Annotated in this window: 13 protein-coding genes; 8 read left to right on the top strand and 5 right to left on the bottom strand. The window is 62.4% G+C overall.

Annotated features, from left to right (window positions below):
- Window positions 1-147: 147 nt before the first annotated feature.
- The 5 genes from moaE to LU684_RS22020 form a co-directional block, all read right to left on the bottom strand.
- The gene (moaE, locus tag LU684_RS22040; RefSeq protein ID WP_232895021.1) at window positions 148-594 is read right to left on the bottom strand and encodes a molybdopterin synthase catalytic subunit MoaE; all 447 of its coding nucleotides are present in this window, start codon (window positions 592-594) and stop codon (window positions 148-150) included.
- 2 nt (window positions 595-596) lie between these two features.
- Complete coding sequence (locus LU684_RS22035; protein WP_016489003.1) at window positions 597-842, bottom strand: MoaD/ThiS family protein; 246 nt, start codon at window positions 840-842, stop codon at window positions 597-599.
- Entirely contained in the window at window positions 842-1,312 is a 471-nt protein-coding gene (moaC, locus tag LU684_RS22030; RefSeq protein ID WP_016489004.1) for a cyclic pyranopterin monophosphate synthase MoaC, read from the bottom strand. Before moaC ends, LU684_RS22035 begins: the two co-directional genes overlap by 1 nt.
- A gap of 210 nt (window positions 1,313-1,522) precedes the next feature.
- Window positions 1,523-2,917 carry a PhoH family protein gene (locus LU684_RS22025; RefSeq protein WP_016489005.1) on the bottom strand — a complete coding sequence of 465 codons (1,395 nt, stop codon included), beginning with the start codon at window positions 2,915-2,917 and terminating at the stop codon, window positions 1,523-1,525.
- A 265-nt stretch (window positions 2,918-3,182) separates the two neighbouring features.
- Entirely contained in the window at window positions 3,183-4,325 is a 1,143-nt protein-coding gene (locus tag LU684_RS22020; RefSeq protein ID WP_016489006.1) for a polysaccharide deacetylase family protein, read from the bottom strand.
- Window positions 4,326-4,462: 137 nt separating this feature from the next.
- On the opposite strand from LU684_RS22020, the gene yaaA reads away from it, so the two are divergent.
- The 8 genes from yaaA (at window position 4,463) to LU684_RS21980 (ending at window position 16,130) form a co-directional block, all read left to right on the top strand.
- Window positions 4,463-5,242 carry a peroxide stress protein YaaA gene (gene yaaA / locus LU684_RS22015; protein ID WP_016489007.1) on the top strand — a complete coding sequence of 260 codons (780 nt, stop codon included), beginning with the start codon at window positions 4,463-4,465 and terminating at the stop codon, window positions 5,240-5,242.
- Between the two features lie 865 nt (window positions 5,243-6,107).
- Window positions 6,108-7,424: a nucleotide sugar dehydrogenase gene (locus LU684_RS22010; RefSeq protein ID WP_023047936.1), complete on the top strand. Its 1,317-nt coding sequence runs from the start codon at window positions 6,108-6,110 to the stop codon at window positions 7,422-7,424.
- 70 nt (window positions 7,425-7,494) lie between these two features.
- Window positions 7,495-8,976, top strand: coding sequence for a glycosyltransferase family 2 protein (locus tag LU684_RS22005; RefSeq protein ID WP_095116062.1), 1,482 nt, complete (start codon window positions 7,495-7,497; stop codon window positions 8,974-8,976).
- 37 nt (window positions 8,977-9,013) lie between these two features.
- Complete coding sequence (locus LU684_RS22000; protein WP_023047937.1) at window positions 9,014-10,180, top strand: alginate biosynthesis protein Alg44; 1,167 nt, start codon at window positions 9,014-9,016, stop codon at window positions 10,178-10,180.
- Window positions 10,181-10,192: 12 nt separating this feature from the next.
- Complete coding sequence (gene algK, locus LU684_RS21995) at window positions 10,193-11,620, top strand: alginate biosynthesis TPR repeat lipoprotein AlgK (protein WP_102689055.1); 1,428 nt, start codon at window positions 10,193-10,195, stop codon at window positions 11,618-11,620.
- A complete protein-coding gene (locus LU684_RS21990) occupies window positions 11,617-13,095 on the top strand; it encodes an alginate export family protein (protein WP_232895020.1) in 1,479 nt (492 codons plus the stop codon). Before algK ends, LU684_RS21990 begins: the two co-directional genes overlap by 4 nt.
- 22 nt (window positions 13,096-13,117) lie before the next feature.
- A complete protein-coding gene (gene algG / locus LU684_RS21985; protein WP_232895019.1) occupies window positions 13,118-14,677 on the top strand; it encodes a mannuronan 5-epimerase AlgG in 1,560 nt (519 codons plus the stop codon).
- A 13-nt stretch (window positions 14,678-14,690) separates the two neighbouring features.
- Window positions 14,691-16,130 carry an alginate O-acetyltransferase gene (locus tag LU684_RS21980; RefSeq protein WP_060517448.1) on the top strand — a complete coding sequence of 480 codons (1,440 nt, stop codon included), beginning with the start codon at window positions 14,691-14,693 and terminating at the stop codon, window positions 16,128-16,130.

Here is a 16,130-nt window from a genome sequence, read left to right as displayed (position 1 = left end):
CGCGCAAACACCACTGACCTGTGCCGGCCTCTTCGCGGGACAAGCCCGCTCCCACAGATTTTCCGCTGCCCTTGGGTTCAGCAAAGCACCTGTGGGAGCGGGCTTGCCCCGCGAACCGGGGCAAAGCCCCGGCCATCAGACAGCAATCTACCAGCGCCCCGCCGCATCCTGGTCACTCTGCTTGCCTTCAACCCACCGCGACCCTTCCTGGGTATTTTCCTTCTTCCAGAACGGCGCCCGGGTCTTCAGGTAGTCCATGATGAAGTTGCAGGCCTCGAACGCCGCCTGCCGATGGGCACTGGCCACGCCAACAAACACGATCGGCTCGCCCGGTTCCAGCGCACCGATGCGGTGCAAAACCTCCACCTTGAGCAACGGCCAGCGCTGCTCGGCCTCGACCACGATCTTGGCCAGCGCCTTTTCGGTCATGCCCGGGTAGTGCTCAAGGAGCATCCCCGCCACTTCGCGGCCATCGTTGAAATCCCGCACATAGCCAACAAAACCGACCACCGCGCCCACGCCAACATTGGCCGCATGCATGGCATTCACCTCGGCCCCTGGGTCGAACGCGCCGTGTTGCACTCGCACTGCCATGTTCAGCCTCCGGTCACCGGCGGGAAGAACGCCACTTCATCACCCTCTTGCAGTGGCTCATCGAGCTTGCACAGCTCTTCGTTGCGCGCGCACATCAGGTTCTGCTCAGCCAGCACCGCATAGTGCCCACCCTTGCCCACCAGGGCCTGGCGCACATCGTCCAGCACCTTGAACGCGCCCTCTACACGCTCGCCATCCACACCCAGCAGTTCGCGGTAGCGGGCGAAGTACATCACCTTGACCTTCATCATGCCTGCACCTTGTAGTGGCCACTTTTGCCGCCGAGCTTTTCCAGCAGGCGTACCTGTTCGATGACCATGCCCTTGTCCACAGCCTTGCACATGTCATAGATCGTCAGCGCGGCAACGCTGGCAGCGGTCAGCGCCTCCATCTCCACGCCGGTCTGCCCGGCCAGCTTGCAACGGGCGACAATCCGCACGGCGTCCTGGCCCTCGGCACTGAGCTCGACCTTGACGCTGGTCAGCATCAGCGGGTGGCACAGCGGGATCAGGTCACTGGTCTTCTTCGCCGCCTGGATCCCGGCAATGCGCGCCACGGCGAACACGTCGCCCTTGGGATGCTCCCCGTCGACGATCATCTGCAAGGTCTGCGGCAACATGCGCACCCGCGCCTCGGCAGTGGCCTCGCGCTCGGTCACGGCCTTTTCAGTGACGTCGACCATGTTGGCCCGCCCCTGGGAATCAAGATGTGTCAGCACTGCTCTGCTCCTGTGAAGGGAACTGGCAGTGTAAACCTGTGGGTCAGGTTTGAGCAGAGGTATGAGGCATGCACATCACCTGTAGGAGCAGCCTTGTGCTGCGAAAGGGCCAGCATGACTGGAAAATAGCCCTGCCTGTAATGGCCTCTTCGCAGGACAAGGCTGCTCCTGCAAGGGAAGGCCGGGCGGCTAACCGCCCGGCGGTGACGGTTACAGATGCGACTCGGCGTACTCGGCCAGCACCGAGCGGGGCACGCCCTGCAGGGTGATGTGCACGCCGTGGGGGAAGTCCTTGAAGCGCTCGGTCAGGTAGGTCAGGCCCGAGCTGGTCGCGGACAGGTAGGGGGTGTCGATCTGCGCCAGGTTACCCAGGCAGACCACCTTGGACCCGGAGCCGGCACGGGTGATGATGGTTTTCATCTGGTGCGGCGTCAGGTTCTGGCACTCGTCGATCAGGATCAGGCTCTGCTGGAAGCTACGGCCTCGGATGTAGTTCAGCGACTTGAACTGCAGTGGCACGCGCTCGAGGATGTACTCCACGCTGCCATGGGTGCTTTCGTCATCCATGTGCAAAGCTTCGAGGTTATCGGTGATGGCGCCCAGCCACGGCTCCATCTTCTCGGCCTCGGTACCCGGCAGGAAGCCGATCTCCTGGTCCAGCCCCTGCACGCTGCGGGTAGCGATGATGCGCCGGTAGCGCTTGCTGACCATGGTCTGCTCGATGGCTGCGGCCAGGGCCAGAATGGTTTTGCCGGACCCGGCTGCGCCGGTCAGGTTGACCAGGTGGATATCCGGGTCGAGCAGGGCAAACAGTGCCAGGCTCTGGTGGATGTCACGAGGCTTCAGCCCCCAGGCTTCCTGGTGCAGCAGTGGCTCCTGGTGCAGGTCGAGCAACAGCAGCTCATCGTTGCGGATGCCCTTGATCCAGCCGACAAAGCCCTGCTCATCGATAATGAACTCGTTGATGTGCACCGCAGGCAGGTTGTCGATCATCTGCACCCGATGCCAGGTGCGGCCGCGCTCCTGGCGGGTATCGACCTTGCTGACGCGGTCCCAGAACGAACCGGTGACCGAATGGTAGCCCTTGGACAACAAGGACACGTCGTCGACCAGCTGGTCGGTGCTGTAATCCTCGGCCGCAATGCCACAGGCGCGCGCCTTGAGGCGCATGTTGATGTCTTTGGTGACCAGCACCACGTCCAGGTCGGTGCGCCGCGCCCGTACTTCGAGCAGCTGGTTGATGATGATGTTGTCGTTGAGGGTTTCCGGCAGCAGCTTGTTCGGCTCGTTGCGCGGGGTCATCAGGATGGACAGGAACCCCTTGGGCCCGCTCTTGTTGCGCTGGATCGGTACGCCCTGCTCGACATCGTTGGGCGAGGCGTCGCCGAGGGTCTGGTCGATCAGGCGGATGGCCTGGCGGCATTCGGCGGCGATGGTCTGTTTGCCGGTCTTGAGCTTGTCGAGTTCCTCCAGCACCGTCATCGGAATGGCGACGTGGTGCTCCTCGAAGTTGAGTAATGCGTTGGGGTCGTGAATCAGGACGTTGGTATCGAGCACATACAGGATTGGCTTGCTGGAGGAAGGGTTGCGTCCTTGGTCATCCATACTCGGTCACCTTATGTCGAAGCCATACGGCACGGTCTGTTGCGCCGCAAAGTGACTACCGTTCTCCCCGTATCCGCGTTGTTACGGGCGGGAAGCGAACCTGGCTAGGTGGGCCTGGATGACGCCACCTGTGCTGCAGGAATCGGCTGTCTGGTTTCTTCATACCGCAAAAACCATGACCGTAAAAAGCATTTTTACGTGTTTTTGAACTTTATTTTTCCGATTGACGAAGAGGCCTTGGCGACAGCGCCAGAGGGGGCTACGCTCAGAAGTCATACCCCTGTTCGCGATAAGCATATTCCCGGCAATCCGCCCAGCCGATGCCGCTCTGGGCAGTATTTCGCAGCAACCACTCTACCGCTGGCTGAGCCTTGGGCAGGCTGTCATGGAGCTGGATCACGCCCTTGCGCCACAACAGCATCAGGGTCAGCACCCGCTGCGCAGAGGCCTCTGCGCTCAGCGCGCCATCGTCCAGGGCATCGATATCCCACAACGACACGCGCAGTTGCTGGCGGGCCATGAACGCCTCGCCATCGGCCCGGCGCTGCCCATACGGTGGCCGGAACAACGGCACGTACTGTGCCGGCAGGTCAGCCTGCACCCGTGCCTGGCTACGCCGCAGCGAGTCCTGCCAGCCCGTCCATTGGGCATGGGAACGGTATTCCCAGCCTTGGATGCCTACACACTGCCCGCGGTAGAGCTGGCGCAAGGCATTTGCCGCCCCGGCGTCACGACGTTGCTGCAAGCGGTTGCCCAGCACGAAGAATGTAGCTTGAAGCTTTTGCCGGCGCAGGTAGTCGGCAAGCAGATCGGTGTTACCACCCTCTGGCCCTGGTCCGCCGACAAAGGTCAGCAAGAACATACGGTCGTTCAGTTCATCGCCAGTGCGCTCCCGCGCAGACAGCCGCTCCACCTCGCTGCTGGTCTGCGGCAGCAAGGCGGCCTTGCGCAGCTGCTCGTCCAGGTAACGCACGTGGAACTGGTGGCTCGGCTCAATCCAGTTTGTATAGAACGTGCCGACATCGGCCGCGAACGTTGCTGCCTGCGTACGTAAATCTGCCATTGAAGTTACCGGGTAGCAGAATGAGGCATCCTGCTCGCAGCTGCGCTGCGCCTGCTCATACCCCTGCCACAGGCGCTGCCACAGGCGCGCGCGCACAAGACGCACCTTTTGCAGGTTGATCTGCCGCAAGCCTAGCCGCGCCGCCAGCGCCGCGTCGTCCAGCAACTCGCTTTCATGCAGTACCTGCGCAAACGAGAGGATCTCGGCCCGCGAAGCCACATCGAACAGCGCCGGGCTGTTCAGTTGCTCGGGCCACAGGCTGCGATCCAGGCTTACCTGGGGTGAAGGGGCGGCTTGCACGGCAAGGCTCAGCAGCGCGGCCAGCAAGGCAAAGGCAATGCGCACGGTGGAGGGCTCCGCATCGACAAAACGCGAACTATAGCGCCTGCGCCGGCCATGGTCTGTGACTATCGTCGCCATAGTTTGGACTTGCACCGCCCAGCCCGTAGAATCTTGGGTCAACGATGCCAGGAGCCGACCCGATGCTGACGGTGATTTCACCCGCCAAGACCCTCGACTACGACACCAAGCCTGTGACCGAACGTTTCACCCTGCCCCAGTACCTGGACGACTCACAGGTACTGATCCAGCAGCTGCGCGAGCTGTCGCCTGCGCAGATCAGCGAACTGATGCACCTGTCCGACAAGCTCGCGGGCCTGAACGCCGCCCGCTTCGGCAGCTGGACCCCGGACTTCACCCCGGCCAATGCCAAGCAGGCACTGCTGGCGTTCAAGGGTGATGTGTACACCGGCCTCGACGCAGAGAGCCTGGGCGAGGACGACTTCAGCTACGCGCAAGACCACCTGCGCATGCTTTCGGGTCTGTACGGCCTGCTGCGTCCGCTGGACCTGATGCAACCCTATCGCCTGGAAATGGGCACCAAGCTGGCCAACGCCCGCGGCAAGGACTTGTATGCCTTCTGGGGCACACGCATCAGTGAATGGCTGAACCAGGCCCTGGCCGAACAAGGCGATGACGTGCTGCTGAACCTGGCCAGCAACGAGTACTTCAGTGCAGTGAAACGCAGCGCACTGAAGGCCCGAGTGATCAATGTCGACTTCAAGGACTTGAAGAACGGTCAGTACAAGATCATCAGCTTTTACGCCAAGAAAGCCCGCGGCATGATGAGCCGCTTCGTTATCCAGCAGCGCATCAGCGACCCGGAACAGCTCAAGCAGTTCGATGTGCAGGGGTACTACTACAGTGCCGAGCAGTCAAAGGCTGATCATCTGGTGTTTTTGCGGGATCATCCCTCGGATTGATCCTGTGACGCCCTCTTCGCAGCTAAAGCCGCTGCCACAGGGATTGCGCGGGCCGGAAGCTCAGCGCGCCCCAGGTGGCAGCAGGCCTTGGCCGCGAAGAGCCTGCTGCCATTAAACCTCCCCTCCGCCCCGATTTGGGGCTCGATGCAAATCGCCATCACGTCACGATTTCGGCGCCAGAAAAACATCACCCCTACCTTTATCGCAAAACGCCATAAGACCGTTCATACCTTTTTTGACGAATTCTGAAAATTTTTTTCGGATGCTGGCATAAAAATATCCCGTTACAGTTTCACCCTTTATACACGGGGGTGAACTACCCGCGTGCTATCAAATTGAAACTGCCGACAACTGAATAAATATTTAGAAATCTTTCATCCGGTCGAAACCCACTCAGGAACTTCCTATGCGGCAGATCGCTCATAGTGCCGTAACGATTTTCCTGCCTACGGGCTGTGAGAGATGACTTACAGGTGACAGAGGCAGATATCTACTCACTGCCTTGGTAACTTCAACAGGTTGCACGGGGTCCCCCGAAAACCTTGCCGATGCAGGAGAGAAGCGTCCCTTACAAATCGTCCTAGTGGTTGATTTCAAAGGATTTATCCACTTGAAAAAACAAGCACAGCAGTGTGCCAAGTAGCGCATTGCAATAAAGACGGCTGCATGCCAGGGCACGTTTTTTATTAATGGCTTTTGACTGCCAACTTTAAGTGCATAAGTTTGTGCGCTCCGGATTTATTTTGCCTGCGCTCGGCCAAGTGTGCATTCGCCATGAATCCGTGCGCCTGAAAAACTGTTGTTAATCAACCCAGCCCGACTCTCTGCGGAGGTGTCGGCGTGATAAACACATGAGGTGATAGCGATGCGTATCAGCATCTTTGGTTTGGGTTATGTGGGTGCAGTCTGTGCAGGCTGCCTGACGGCGCGTGGCCATGAAGTGATCGGTGTGGACGTGTCCAGCACCAAGATTGACCTGATCAACCAGGGCAAGTCGCCCATCGTCGAACCTGGCCTGGAAGCACTGCTGCAACAGGGCATCGCCAATGGCCGTCTGCGCGGCACTACCGACTTCGCCGAAGCCATCCGCGCCAGCGACGTTTCGATGATCTGCGTGGGTACGCCCAGCAAGAAGAACGGCGACCTGGGCCTGGAGTACATTGAGTCGGTATGCCGTGAGATCGGCTACGTACTGCGTGACACCACCCGCCGTCACACCATCGTGGTGCGCAGCACCGTGCTGCCGGGTACCGTCAAGAACGTGGTCATCCCGATCCTCGAAGACTGCTCGGGCAAACAAGCCGGCGTCGACTTCGGCGTCGCGGTAAACCCGGAATTCCTGCGTGAAAGCACCGCGATCAAGGACTACGACCAGCCCCCGATGACCGTCATCGGCGAACTGGACAGCGCCAGTGGCGACATCCTGCAAGCCCTGTACGAAGAACTCGACGCCCCGGTCATCCGCAAGCCGATCGAAGTGGCCGAGATGATCAAGTACACCTGCAACGTGTGGCACGCCACCAAAGTCACCTTCGCCAACGAAATCGGCAACATCGCCAAAGCGGTAGGCGTTGATGGGCGTGAAGTGATGGACGTGGTCTGCCAGGACACGGTACTGAACCTGTCCCAGTACTACATGCGCCCAGGCTTTGCCTTCGGCGGCTCATGCCTGCCCAAGGACGTGCGCGCCCTCACCTACCGTGCCGCCAGCCTGGACGTGCGCGCCCCGCTGCTCGACTCGCTGATGCGCAGCAACGAATCGCAGGTGCAAAACGCCTTCGAACTGATCGAAGCCCACGACAAGCGCAAGGTCGCCCTGCTTGGCCTGAGCTTCAAGGCCGGTACCGATGACCTGCGCGAAAGCCCGCTGGTAGAACTGGCCGAGCGCCTGATCGGCAAGGGCTACCAGTTGGACATCTTTGACGAGAACGTTCAGTACGCCCGCATGCATGGCGCCAACAAGGACTACATCGAGTCGAAGATCCCGCACGTGTCGTCGCTGCTCAATGCCGACCTCCAGCAGGTGATCGACAACGCCGACATCATCGTCCTGGGCAACCGTGACGAGCAGTTCCGCACGCTGGCCCAGCAAGCGCCAGCCGGCAAGCAGGTGATCGACCTGGTCGGCTTCATGAGCAAACCGAGCAGCACCACCAGCCGTACCGAAGGCATCTGCTGGTAAGCCCTCGGCCGGGCGACGCGGCCGAGCCTGCGTCGCCCACCCTTTCCCGAATTCTCGACGGATGCTGAACATGCAAAGGCTCCAGACCGTGCTGTTGCAGTGCGCCGGGTGGCTGCTCTACATGAGCCTGCTCATGCTGATCGCCCTGGCCCTGCCAGCCGATATCTTCGACTCGCAATCGAAGCACTTCATCTTCCTGGTCGGCGCAGTCGGCATCTGGCGCTATTCCATGGGCGCCACCCATTTCATCCGCGGCATGATCTTTCTTTACGGCGTGTACCCGTACCTGCGCCGCAAGGTGCAGAAAATGGGCGCTGCCACCGACCCGTCGCATGTCTACCTGATGGTGACCAGCTTCCGTATCGAAGCACTGACCACGGCCCAGGTTTACAGCTCGGTGATCCGCGAGGCGATCAACTGTGGCTTCCCTACCACCGTGGTCTGCTCGCTGGTGGAGATGTCCGATGAACTGCTGGTGAAAAGCCTGTGGGCCAAGTACAACCCGCCGGCCCATGTGAAGCTGGACATCGTGCGCATTGCCGGTACCGGCAAACGCGATGGCCTGGCCTACGGCTTCCGCGCCATCTCGCGCATGCTGCCGGACGAAAACGCCGTGGTGGCCGTGATCGACGGCGACACCGTGCTGGCCGATGGTGTGGTACGCAAGACCGTGCCGTGGTTCAAGCTGTTCCCCAACGTCGGCGGCCTGACCACCAACGAGTTCTGCGAAGTGCGCGGCGGCTACATCATGAGCGAGTGGCACAAGCTGCGCTTCGCCCAGCGCCACATCAACATGTGCTCCATGGCCCTGTCCAAGCGCGTGCTGACCATGACCGGGCGCATGTCGATGTTCCGCGCAAGCGTGGTGACCAACCCTGAGTTCATCGCCGACGTTGAAAGCGACTCGCTGATGCACTGGCGCCTGGGCCGCTTCAAGTTCCTTACCGGTGACGACAAATCCAGCTGGTTCAGCCTGATGCGCCTGGGCTACGACACCTTCTACGTGCCGGACGCTGCCATCAACACGGTCGAGCACCCACCAGAAAAGAGCTTCTTCAAGGCCAGCCGCAAGCTGATGTACCGCTGGTACGGCAACAACCTGCGGCAGAACTCCCGTGCATTGGGCCTGGGCCTGCGCCGCCTCGGGCTGTTCACCAGCATCGTGCTGTTCGACCAGCGCGTGTCGATGTGGACCAGCCTGCTAGGGCTGACGGTGGCGGTGATCGCCAGCCTCAAGTTCGGCCTGGCCTTCCTGCTGGTGTACCTGCTGTGGATCGGCATCACCCGCCTGATCCTCACCATCATGCTGCTGTGCTCCGGCCACAACGTAGGCCCGGCCTACCCGCTGATTCTCTATTACAACCAGATCATCGGCGCGCTGATGAAGATCTACGTGTTCTTCCGCCTCGACAAGCAGTCGTGGACGCGTCAGCCCACTGCCCTCAAGCGTGACCTCGCCAGCTTTCAACAATGGTTCAACACCTGGTCCTCGCGGACCATGACCTTCTCGGCTGCCAGCATCTTCGTTGCTGTGCTGTTCATGGTCGTGTGAGCCCAACCCGGATCGGATCTAACAGGAACAAACCCCCATGAATACCGCCGTGAACGTCAATGTCGTGCATGAGTCCGAAGCCCAGCGCCAACACGCCCGGGTGCGCATTCCCGCCAAGCTGCGTTTCCTGGACGCCCAGCGCCAAACCCATGAAGTGAAGGTCGACGACCTTTCCGCCGGTGGCCTGAGCTTCCACACCAAGCAGCAACTGTCGGTGGGCGAAGTACTGCGCGGGCGCCTGCAGTTCGTGGTCGACAACCTGGGCCTGTCGATCGACATCGAGTTCCAGGTGCGCTCGTACAACCCGGACAATGGCCGGACCGGTGCGCAGTTCCAGAACCTTGAACCACGCGACATCGCTACCTTGCGGCACATCATCACCAGCCACCTGTCGGGCGAGCTGATCAGCATCGGCGATGTGCTGAGCACCTTGCAGCGCGACAATTTCACCAAGGCACGCAAGCAGAAAGACGGTGGGTCGGGCCTGAGCGCCTTCGGCCGACTCAAGGCAGTCACTGTCACCCTCGGCGTATTCGTGGTCGGCGTCGCGGCTTTCGGCTTTGTCGCCAAGTCGCTGTACGGCATGTACTTCGTCAGCCACGCCGAAGCCGGTGTGGTCGCGGTACCGACCACCACCGTCACCATGCCGCGCGACGGCACCGTGAGCAGCCTGGTCGACAGCGGTGGGCAGATTGCCAAGGGCGCACCACTGGCCAGCTTCACCACCAGCATGCTGGACATGCTCAAGGGCAACCTGGACGACGCGCAACTGGAGCCGGCGAAGATCGAGGAACTGTTCGGCAAGCAGCTGTCTGGCACCCTCACCAGCCCCTGCGATTGCGTGGTTGCCCGCCAACTGGTGGACGACGGGCAGTACGCAGCCAAGGGCCAGCCGATCTTCCAGCTGATTCCGCGCACCACCACGCCGATGGTCGAGGCCCGCTTCAGCTACCGCCAGTTCGACGAGGTCAAGCCAGGTACCCAGGTCAACTTCCAGGTCGCCGGCGAAGACGAAGTGCGCACTGGCCAGATCGTCAGCAGCACCAGCCTGAACAGCGAAGACTTGTCCTCCGACATCCGCGTGCAGATCAAGCCTGACAGTGGCATGCCTGCCGAACTCGCCGGCCGCCCGGCAGCGGTCAACAGCGACCGTGGCCCGTCGCTGAACTGGCTTGTAGACAAAGCCGTGGCCCGTGGCCTGTAAGAGGATCACCGCATGATGCCCTGCAAGAAGAGCGCAAGCCTGGGCCTGTGTGCCCTGGCAGCCGCCATCACCCTGGCCGGCTGTGCAGGCCTGCCTGACCAGCGCCTGGCCAACGAAGCCCTGAAACGCGGCGACACGGCACTGGCCGAGCGCAACTACAAGGCCCTGGCCGACCTGGGCTACAGCGATGCGCAAGTGGGCCTGGCGGACATCAAGGTGGCCACCCGCGACCCGTCGCAAATCAAGGAAGCCGAGGCCACTTACCGCGCCGCGGCCGCTACCTCGCCCCGTGCCCAGGCGCGTCTGGGCCGCCTGCTGGTGGCCAAGCCTGACAGCACCCAGGCCGAGCGCGAGGAAGCCGAAACCCTGCTCAGGCAGGCGGCGAAACAGGGCGAAAGCAATACCCTGATCCCGCTGGCAATGCTTTACCTCAGCTATCCGCAGAGCTTCCCAACGGTCAACGCGCAGCAGCAGATCGACCAGTGGCGCGCCGCCGGCAACCCGGAAGCGGGCCTGGCCCAGGTGCTGCTGTACCGTACCCAGGGCACCTACGACCAGCACCTGGGCGAGGTGGAGAAAATGTGCAAGGCCGCACTGAACACCACCGACATCTGCTACGTCGAACTGGCCACGGTGTACCAGAAGCGCGCTCAGGCCGATCAGCAAGCCGCCCTGCTCGCCCAGCTGAAAGCTGCCTACGCCCGTGGCGCAGTGCCGGCCACCCGGGTCGACAGCGTGGCCCGGGTCCTGGCCGATCGCAGCCTCGGCCAGACCGATGAGAAAACCGCCAAGGACCTGCTTGAGCAGGTGGCCCCAGCCAATCCGGCATCCTGGGTCAGCCTGGCGCAACTGCTGTACGACTTCCCCGAACTGGGCGACACCGACCAGTTGCTGGCCTACATCGACAAGGGCCGCAAGGCCGAACAACCACGCGCCGAACTGTTGCTGGGCCGCCTGTACTACGAAGGTAAAACCCTGCCAGCCGACGCCAAAAAAGCCGAGCAGCACCTGCAAGCGGCGGCCGATGCCGGTGAAATCAGCGCCCATTACTACCTGGGCCAGCTGTACCGCCGCGGCTACCTGGGCAATGTCGAGCCGCAGAAGGCCGTCGACAACCTGCTGGCCGCCGCCCGTGGCGGGCAGAACAGCGCCGACTATGCCCTGGCTCAGCTGTTCAGCGAAGGCCATGGCATTCGCCCGCAACCCGGCAACGCCTGGGTATTCGCCCAGCTGTCGCAGGCCAACCCGACGCCGCAATCGGCTGAACTGCTGCAGCAGCTCGATCAGCAACTGTCACCTGAACAGCGCAGCCAGGCCCAGCAACTGCTGGACCAGGAGAAGCGTGCACGCGGCAGCATGGCGCAGGGCGCACATAGCACCCTGGCCCTCGAAGCCCTGCAGGACGACGAAAAAGAAGTAGACGGTGAGGACTCGCTATGACGCTCAATCCCTTCGTGAAAGCCGGCATCGGCCTGAGCTTCGCCCTGCTGTGGTCCTGCCCGACCCTGGCGGAGATGACCGCCGAGAAAAACTTCGGCCTGGACGTGAAGATTACCGGGCAGTCGGAAGACGACCGTGACCTGGGCACCCGGCCTGGCGGCGACGTCAACGGCCTGGGCCTGGACCTGCGCCCATGGGTGTACGGCGAGCGGGGCAACTGGAGCGCCTACGCCATGGGCCAGGCGGTCGCAGCCACCGATACCATCGAAACCGACACCTTGCGCCAGAACGACGACGGCAGCACCACCGACACCGGCGAAGACAGCCGCCAGCCAGACAAAAGCTACCTGGCCATGCGTGAGTTCTGGGTGGGCTACAGCGGCCTCACCGCCTACCCGGGCGAGCAACTGCGCTTCGGTCGCCAGCGCCTGCGCAGCGACGATGGCATGTGGCGCGACACCAACATCGAAGCACTCAACTGGACCTTCGACACCACCCTGCTCAAGGCCGACCTGGGCGTGGCCCAGCGCTTCAGCGAGTACCGCACCGACCTCACCGAGCTGGCCCCGGAAGACAAGGACCGCACGCACATCTACGCCAACGTCGCCACGCAGTGGACCCCTGGCCACTGGGTGGGCGTACGCGCCCACCACACCCATGACAGCGGCAGCCTGAAAAACCCCGGCGAAACCGTCGATGCGCTGGACAAGACCCGCACCGGCGACCTGACCTGGCTGGGCCTTGAAGCCAACAGCGATGCCTACAACTGGCGCAACGACCACACCGTCAATTACTGGGGCAGCGTCACCTGGCTGACCGGTGACCGCGACAAGCTCAGCAGCCAGGCCGTAGGCGACGACCAGGTTGCCACCGGCACGCAGAGCGGCGACGTCAATGCCTGGGCCACCGACCTCGGCATCCGCTTGCGCCTGGACCCGCAATGGCAGGTCGGCGCGGCCTACGCCCGCGGCAGCGGCGGCGGCGGTGACGACGGCTCGAACAACTTCGAGCAGACCGGCCTTGAGAGCAACCGCTCCAACTTCACCGGCACCCGCTCGGGCGTGCACCGCTTCGGCGAAGCCTTCCGCGGCGAGCTGGGCAACCTGCAGGCCGCCACCCTCTTCGCCTCCTGGCAACTGCGCGACGATTACGACGCCAGCCTGATCTACCACAAGTTCTGGCGCGTCGACGGCAACCAGAACATCGGCTCCAGCGGCATCAACGCAGCCGTCAACGACAACGGCATCAGCCGCCAACTGGTCGACGGCGAAAAAGACCTTGGCCAGGAAATGGACGTGGTCGTGACCAAGTACTTCAAGCAAGGCCTGCTGCCGGCTTCGATGAGCCAGGCCATCGACGAGCCGTCCGCCCTGGTGCGCTTGCGTGCCGGTGTGTTCAAGCCGGGCGACGCCTACGGCAAGGAAGCGGACTCGTACATGCACCGCGCCTTCGTCGATGTGATCTGGCGCTTCTGAGGCCGCTAGGGGACTGACCGTTATGAACCTTCACCCGCACTTACGTCACAGCCTGTTGGCCAGCGCTTTGCTGCTGGCAAGCGGCCTGGCCGCTGCCGCAGAGCCCCAGGTAATCGCCAAGGGCTTGCAGCAGGCCAAGACCTACACCGTGGCCAGCGCACCGATCGAGCCGCTGCAGATGGACCCGCCAAAGCTGCCTGACCTGACCGGTTTCACCGCCGAAGCGGTGCAGAAGAAGATCGACCGCCGCCACAAAGGCAAGGTCAGCCTGCGCCGTATGTTCCAGGAGGACACCCTCAAGGAGTTCGTCGGCGGCGACAACAAGGCAGCCGAGTGGGTGCAGCGCCAGCACGGCATCCCGCAGGCGATCTTCGTCGATGATGGCCATGTCGACCTGGTCGAGTTGAGCAAGCAGGTACCCAGGCAGTACCTCAGCGAGGTCGAGCCAGGGGTTTACCTGGCACGCCTGCCGATCGTGGTCGGGCAGAAGGGTATCCTCGAGATCGACGGCAAGGTCAAACAGCTGCGCCTGTCCCAGGAGGGCGGCTCGTTCCTGGTCAACGACGGCAAGCTGTTCGTCACCGACACCCAGGTGACCGGCTGGCGCGAAAAAGACAACGGCCCGGCCACCTTCCGCTCGCCCAAGGAATTCCGACCGTTCCTGCTGTCGTGGGGCGGTACCGAGACTTACATCGTCAACACGAAGATGGCCAGCTTCGGCTACGCCAAGTCCAAGTCGTATGGCGTGAGCATCTCGCAGTACACGCCCAATATGGCCAAGCGCATGGGCCGCCCGGAACCCACCGGCTGGATCATCGGCTCGGCGTTCAGCGACATGTGGTACGGCTTCTACTGCTACGAGACCCAGGACTTCGTGGTCAAGGACAGTACCTACCGCGACAACATCGTCTACGGCATCGACCCGCACGACCGATCGCACCGCCTGATCATTGCCGGCAACACGGTGCACGGCACCAAGAAAAAGCACGGCATCATCGTTTCGCGTGAGGTCAACGGCAGCTGGATCATCAACAACAAGAGCTACGACAACAAGCTCTCGGGCGTAGTGATCGACCGTAACAGCGTCAACAACCTGGTGGCCTACAACGAGATCTACCGTAACCACACCGACGGCATCACCTTGTACGAAAGCGGCGACAACCTGATCTGGGGCAACAAGCTGATCAACAACCGCCGCCACGGGATCCGCGTGCGTAACAGCGTGAACATCCGCCTGTACGAAAACATCGCCATGGCCAACGGCCTGGTCGGCGTATACGGCCACATCAAGGACCTGTCCGACACTGACCGCGACATCGCCCTCGACCCATTCGACACCAAGGTGTCGCTGATCGTGGTGGGTGGCGAGCTGGCGGCCAACGGCTCCGGCCCGCTGTCGATCGACTCGCCGCTGTCGGTCGAGCTGTACAAGGTGTCCATGCTCGCCCCACGCAAGGCCAGCGGCATCAGCCTCAATGGTGTGCTGGGCGAGCGCCAGGACGAAATCCTCGACCTGCTGGTGCGCCAGCAAAAAGCTGTGCTGATCGACCCGGTCGAACGCCAGACCGAAATGATCGATTAAGGAAGCCCAGACCATGACCCCACACCTGATCAAACTGCTGGGCCTGTCCGCCGCCCTCCTGGCGATCAGCCAAGGCGTGCGTGCCGACGAAGTGAAGGCCCCCACCTTCAGCGCCGAACCTTGCTGCCAGCTGTGCCCCGAAGCGCACGACGCCAGCCGCTACACCACTCGCTACCAGCAGAACTTCACCACGCTGGTGCAGGCCAAGGGCGACTGGCTGTTCCGTACCCGCGAAGACCTGCGCACCGAGTTCAACACCACCCCGGCCGGCTACAAGCGCCTGCAGCAGGTGCACGACGCGTTCAAGAAGCGCGGCGTGGAGCTGGTGCTGGTGTACCAGCCGACCCGTGGCCTGGTGAACCGCAACATGCTCAACCCGGCCGAGAAAGCCGCCTTCGACTACCAGAAGGCCCTGGGCAACTACCAGGCGATGCTCAAGCGCTTCGCCAGCATGGGCTACAACGTGCCCGACCTGTCGCCGCTGACCAACGAGCAACTGGCCGCCGCCGACCAGGGCAAGGACTTCTACTTCCGCGGCGACCAGCACTGGACCCCATATGGCGCCGAGCGCGCAGCCAAAATCGTGGCCGACACCGTGCACAAGATGCCGGCCTTCGAAGGCATCCCGCGCAAGGAATTCGAGACCAAGAAGTCCGGGCGCATGGGCAAGACCGGCACCCTGCACAACGTTGCCGGCCAGCTCTGCGGCACCAGCTACGCCGTGCAGTACATGGACCAGTTCGCCACCGAACCGAAAGGCTCGAGCGGCGGCGATGACCTGTTCGGTGACGGCGGCAACGCGCAGATCACCCTGGTCGGCACCAGCCACAGTGGCAAGAACTACAACTTCTCGGGCTTCCTCGAGCAGTACATCGGCGCCGACGTGCTCAATGTCGCCTTCCCTGGCGGTGGCCTGGAAGGCTCGATGATCCAGTACCTGGGCAGTGAGGAATTCCAGAAGAACCCGCCGAAGATCCTGGTCTGGGAATTCTCCCCGCTGTACCGCCTGGACCAGGAAACCATCTGGCGGCAAATCCTGGGCCTGCTCGATGACGGCTGCGACGACCGCCCGGCCCTGATGAGCGCCAGCACCACCCTCAAGCCCGGCAAGAACGAGCTGATGGTCAACGGCAAGGGCGGCGTGATCAAAGACCTGATCAACCGCAACCTGCAGATGGACGTCAAGTTCGAAGACCCGTCGGTGAAGGTGCTGCAGGCCACCCTCTGGTACCTCAACGGCCGCCACGAGGACATCAAGCTGGAGAAACCGGAAACCTCCGACACCGACGGCCGCTTTGTCTTCCAGATGCGCGAAGACGAAGACTGGGCCAGCCAAAGCCTGTTGGCGTTCGAAGTACAGGGGCCGGAAAGCGGCACCCAGAAGGTCGAGGCCAAGCTCTGCAAACGCAACAACTTCGCCGTGCCTGCGCAAACCGCGCAAGCCGGCCAGTGA

Source organism: Pseudomonas sp. NMI542_15, assembly GCF_021283425.1.
Lineage (GTDB): Bacteria > Pseudomonadota > Gammaproteobacteria > Pseudomonadales > Pseudomonadaceae > Aquipseudomonas > Aquipseudomonas fortuita.
The sequence above is the reverse complement of the archived record's forward strand: the minus strand, read 5'-3'. Positions and strand labels throughout refer to the sequence as shown.

What these genes read in the sequence shown, in the direction of transcription:
- LU684_RS21990 (WP_232895020.1), top strand. Translation starts at nt 11,617, where the DNA reads ATGACGCTCAATCCCTTCGTGAAAGCCGGCATCGGCCTGAGCTTCGCC.
- moaE (WP_232895021.1), bottom strand. Translation starts at nt 594, where the DNA reads ATGGCAGTGCGAGTGCAACACGGCGCGTTCGACCCAGGGGCCGAGGTG.
- algK (WP_102689055.1), top strand. Translation starts at nt 10,193, where the DNA reads ATGATGCCCTGCAAGAAGAGCGCAAGCCTGGGCCTGTGTGCCCTGGCA.
- LU684_RS21980 (WP_060517448.1), top strand. Translation starts at nt 14,691, where the DNA reads ATGACCCCACACCTGATCAAACTGCTGGGCCTGTCCGCCGCCCTCCTG.
- LU684_RS22035 (WP_016489003.1), bottom strand. Translation starts at nt 842, where the DNA reads ATGAAGGTCAAGGTGATGTACTTCGCCCGCTACCGCGAACTGCTGGGT.
- LU684_RS22010 (WP_023047936.1), top strand. Translation starts at nt 6,108, where the DNA reads ATGCGTATCAGCATCTTTGGTTTGGGTTATGTGGGTGCAGTCTGTGCA.
- yaaA (WP_016489007.1), top strand. Translation starts at nt 4,463, where the DNA reads ATGCTGACGGTGATTTCACCCGCCAAGACCCTCGACTACGACACCAAG.
- LU684_RS22000 (WP_023047937.1), top strand. Translation starts at nt 9,014, where the DNA reads ATGAATACCGCCGTGAACGTCAATGTCGTGCATGAGTCCGAAGCCCAG.
- LU684_RS22025 (WP_016489005.1), bottom strand. Translation starts at nt 2,917, where the DNA reads ATGGATGACCAAGGACGCAACCCTTCCTCCAGCAAGCCAATCCTGTAT.
- LU684_RS22005 (WP_095116062.1), top strand. Translation starts at nt 7,495, where the DNA reads ATGCAAAGGCTCCAGACCGTGCTGTTGCAGTGCGCCGGGTGGCTGCTC.
- algG (WP_232895019.1), top strand. Translation starts at nt 13,118, where the DNA reads ATGAACCTTCACCCGCACTTACGTCACAGCCTGTTGGCCAGCGCTTTG.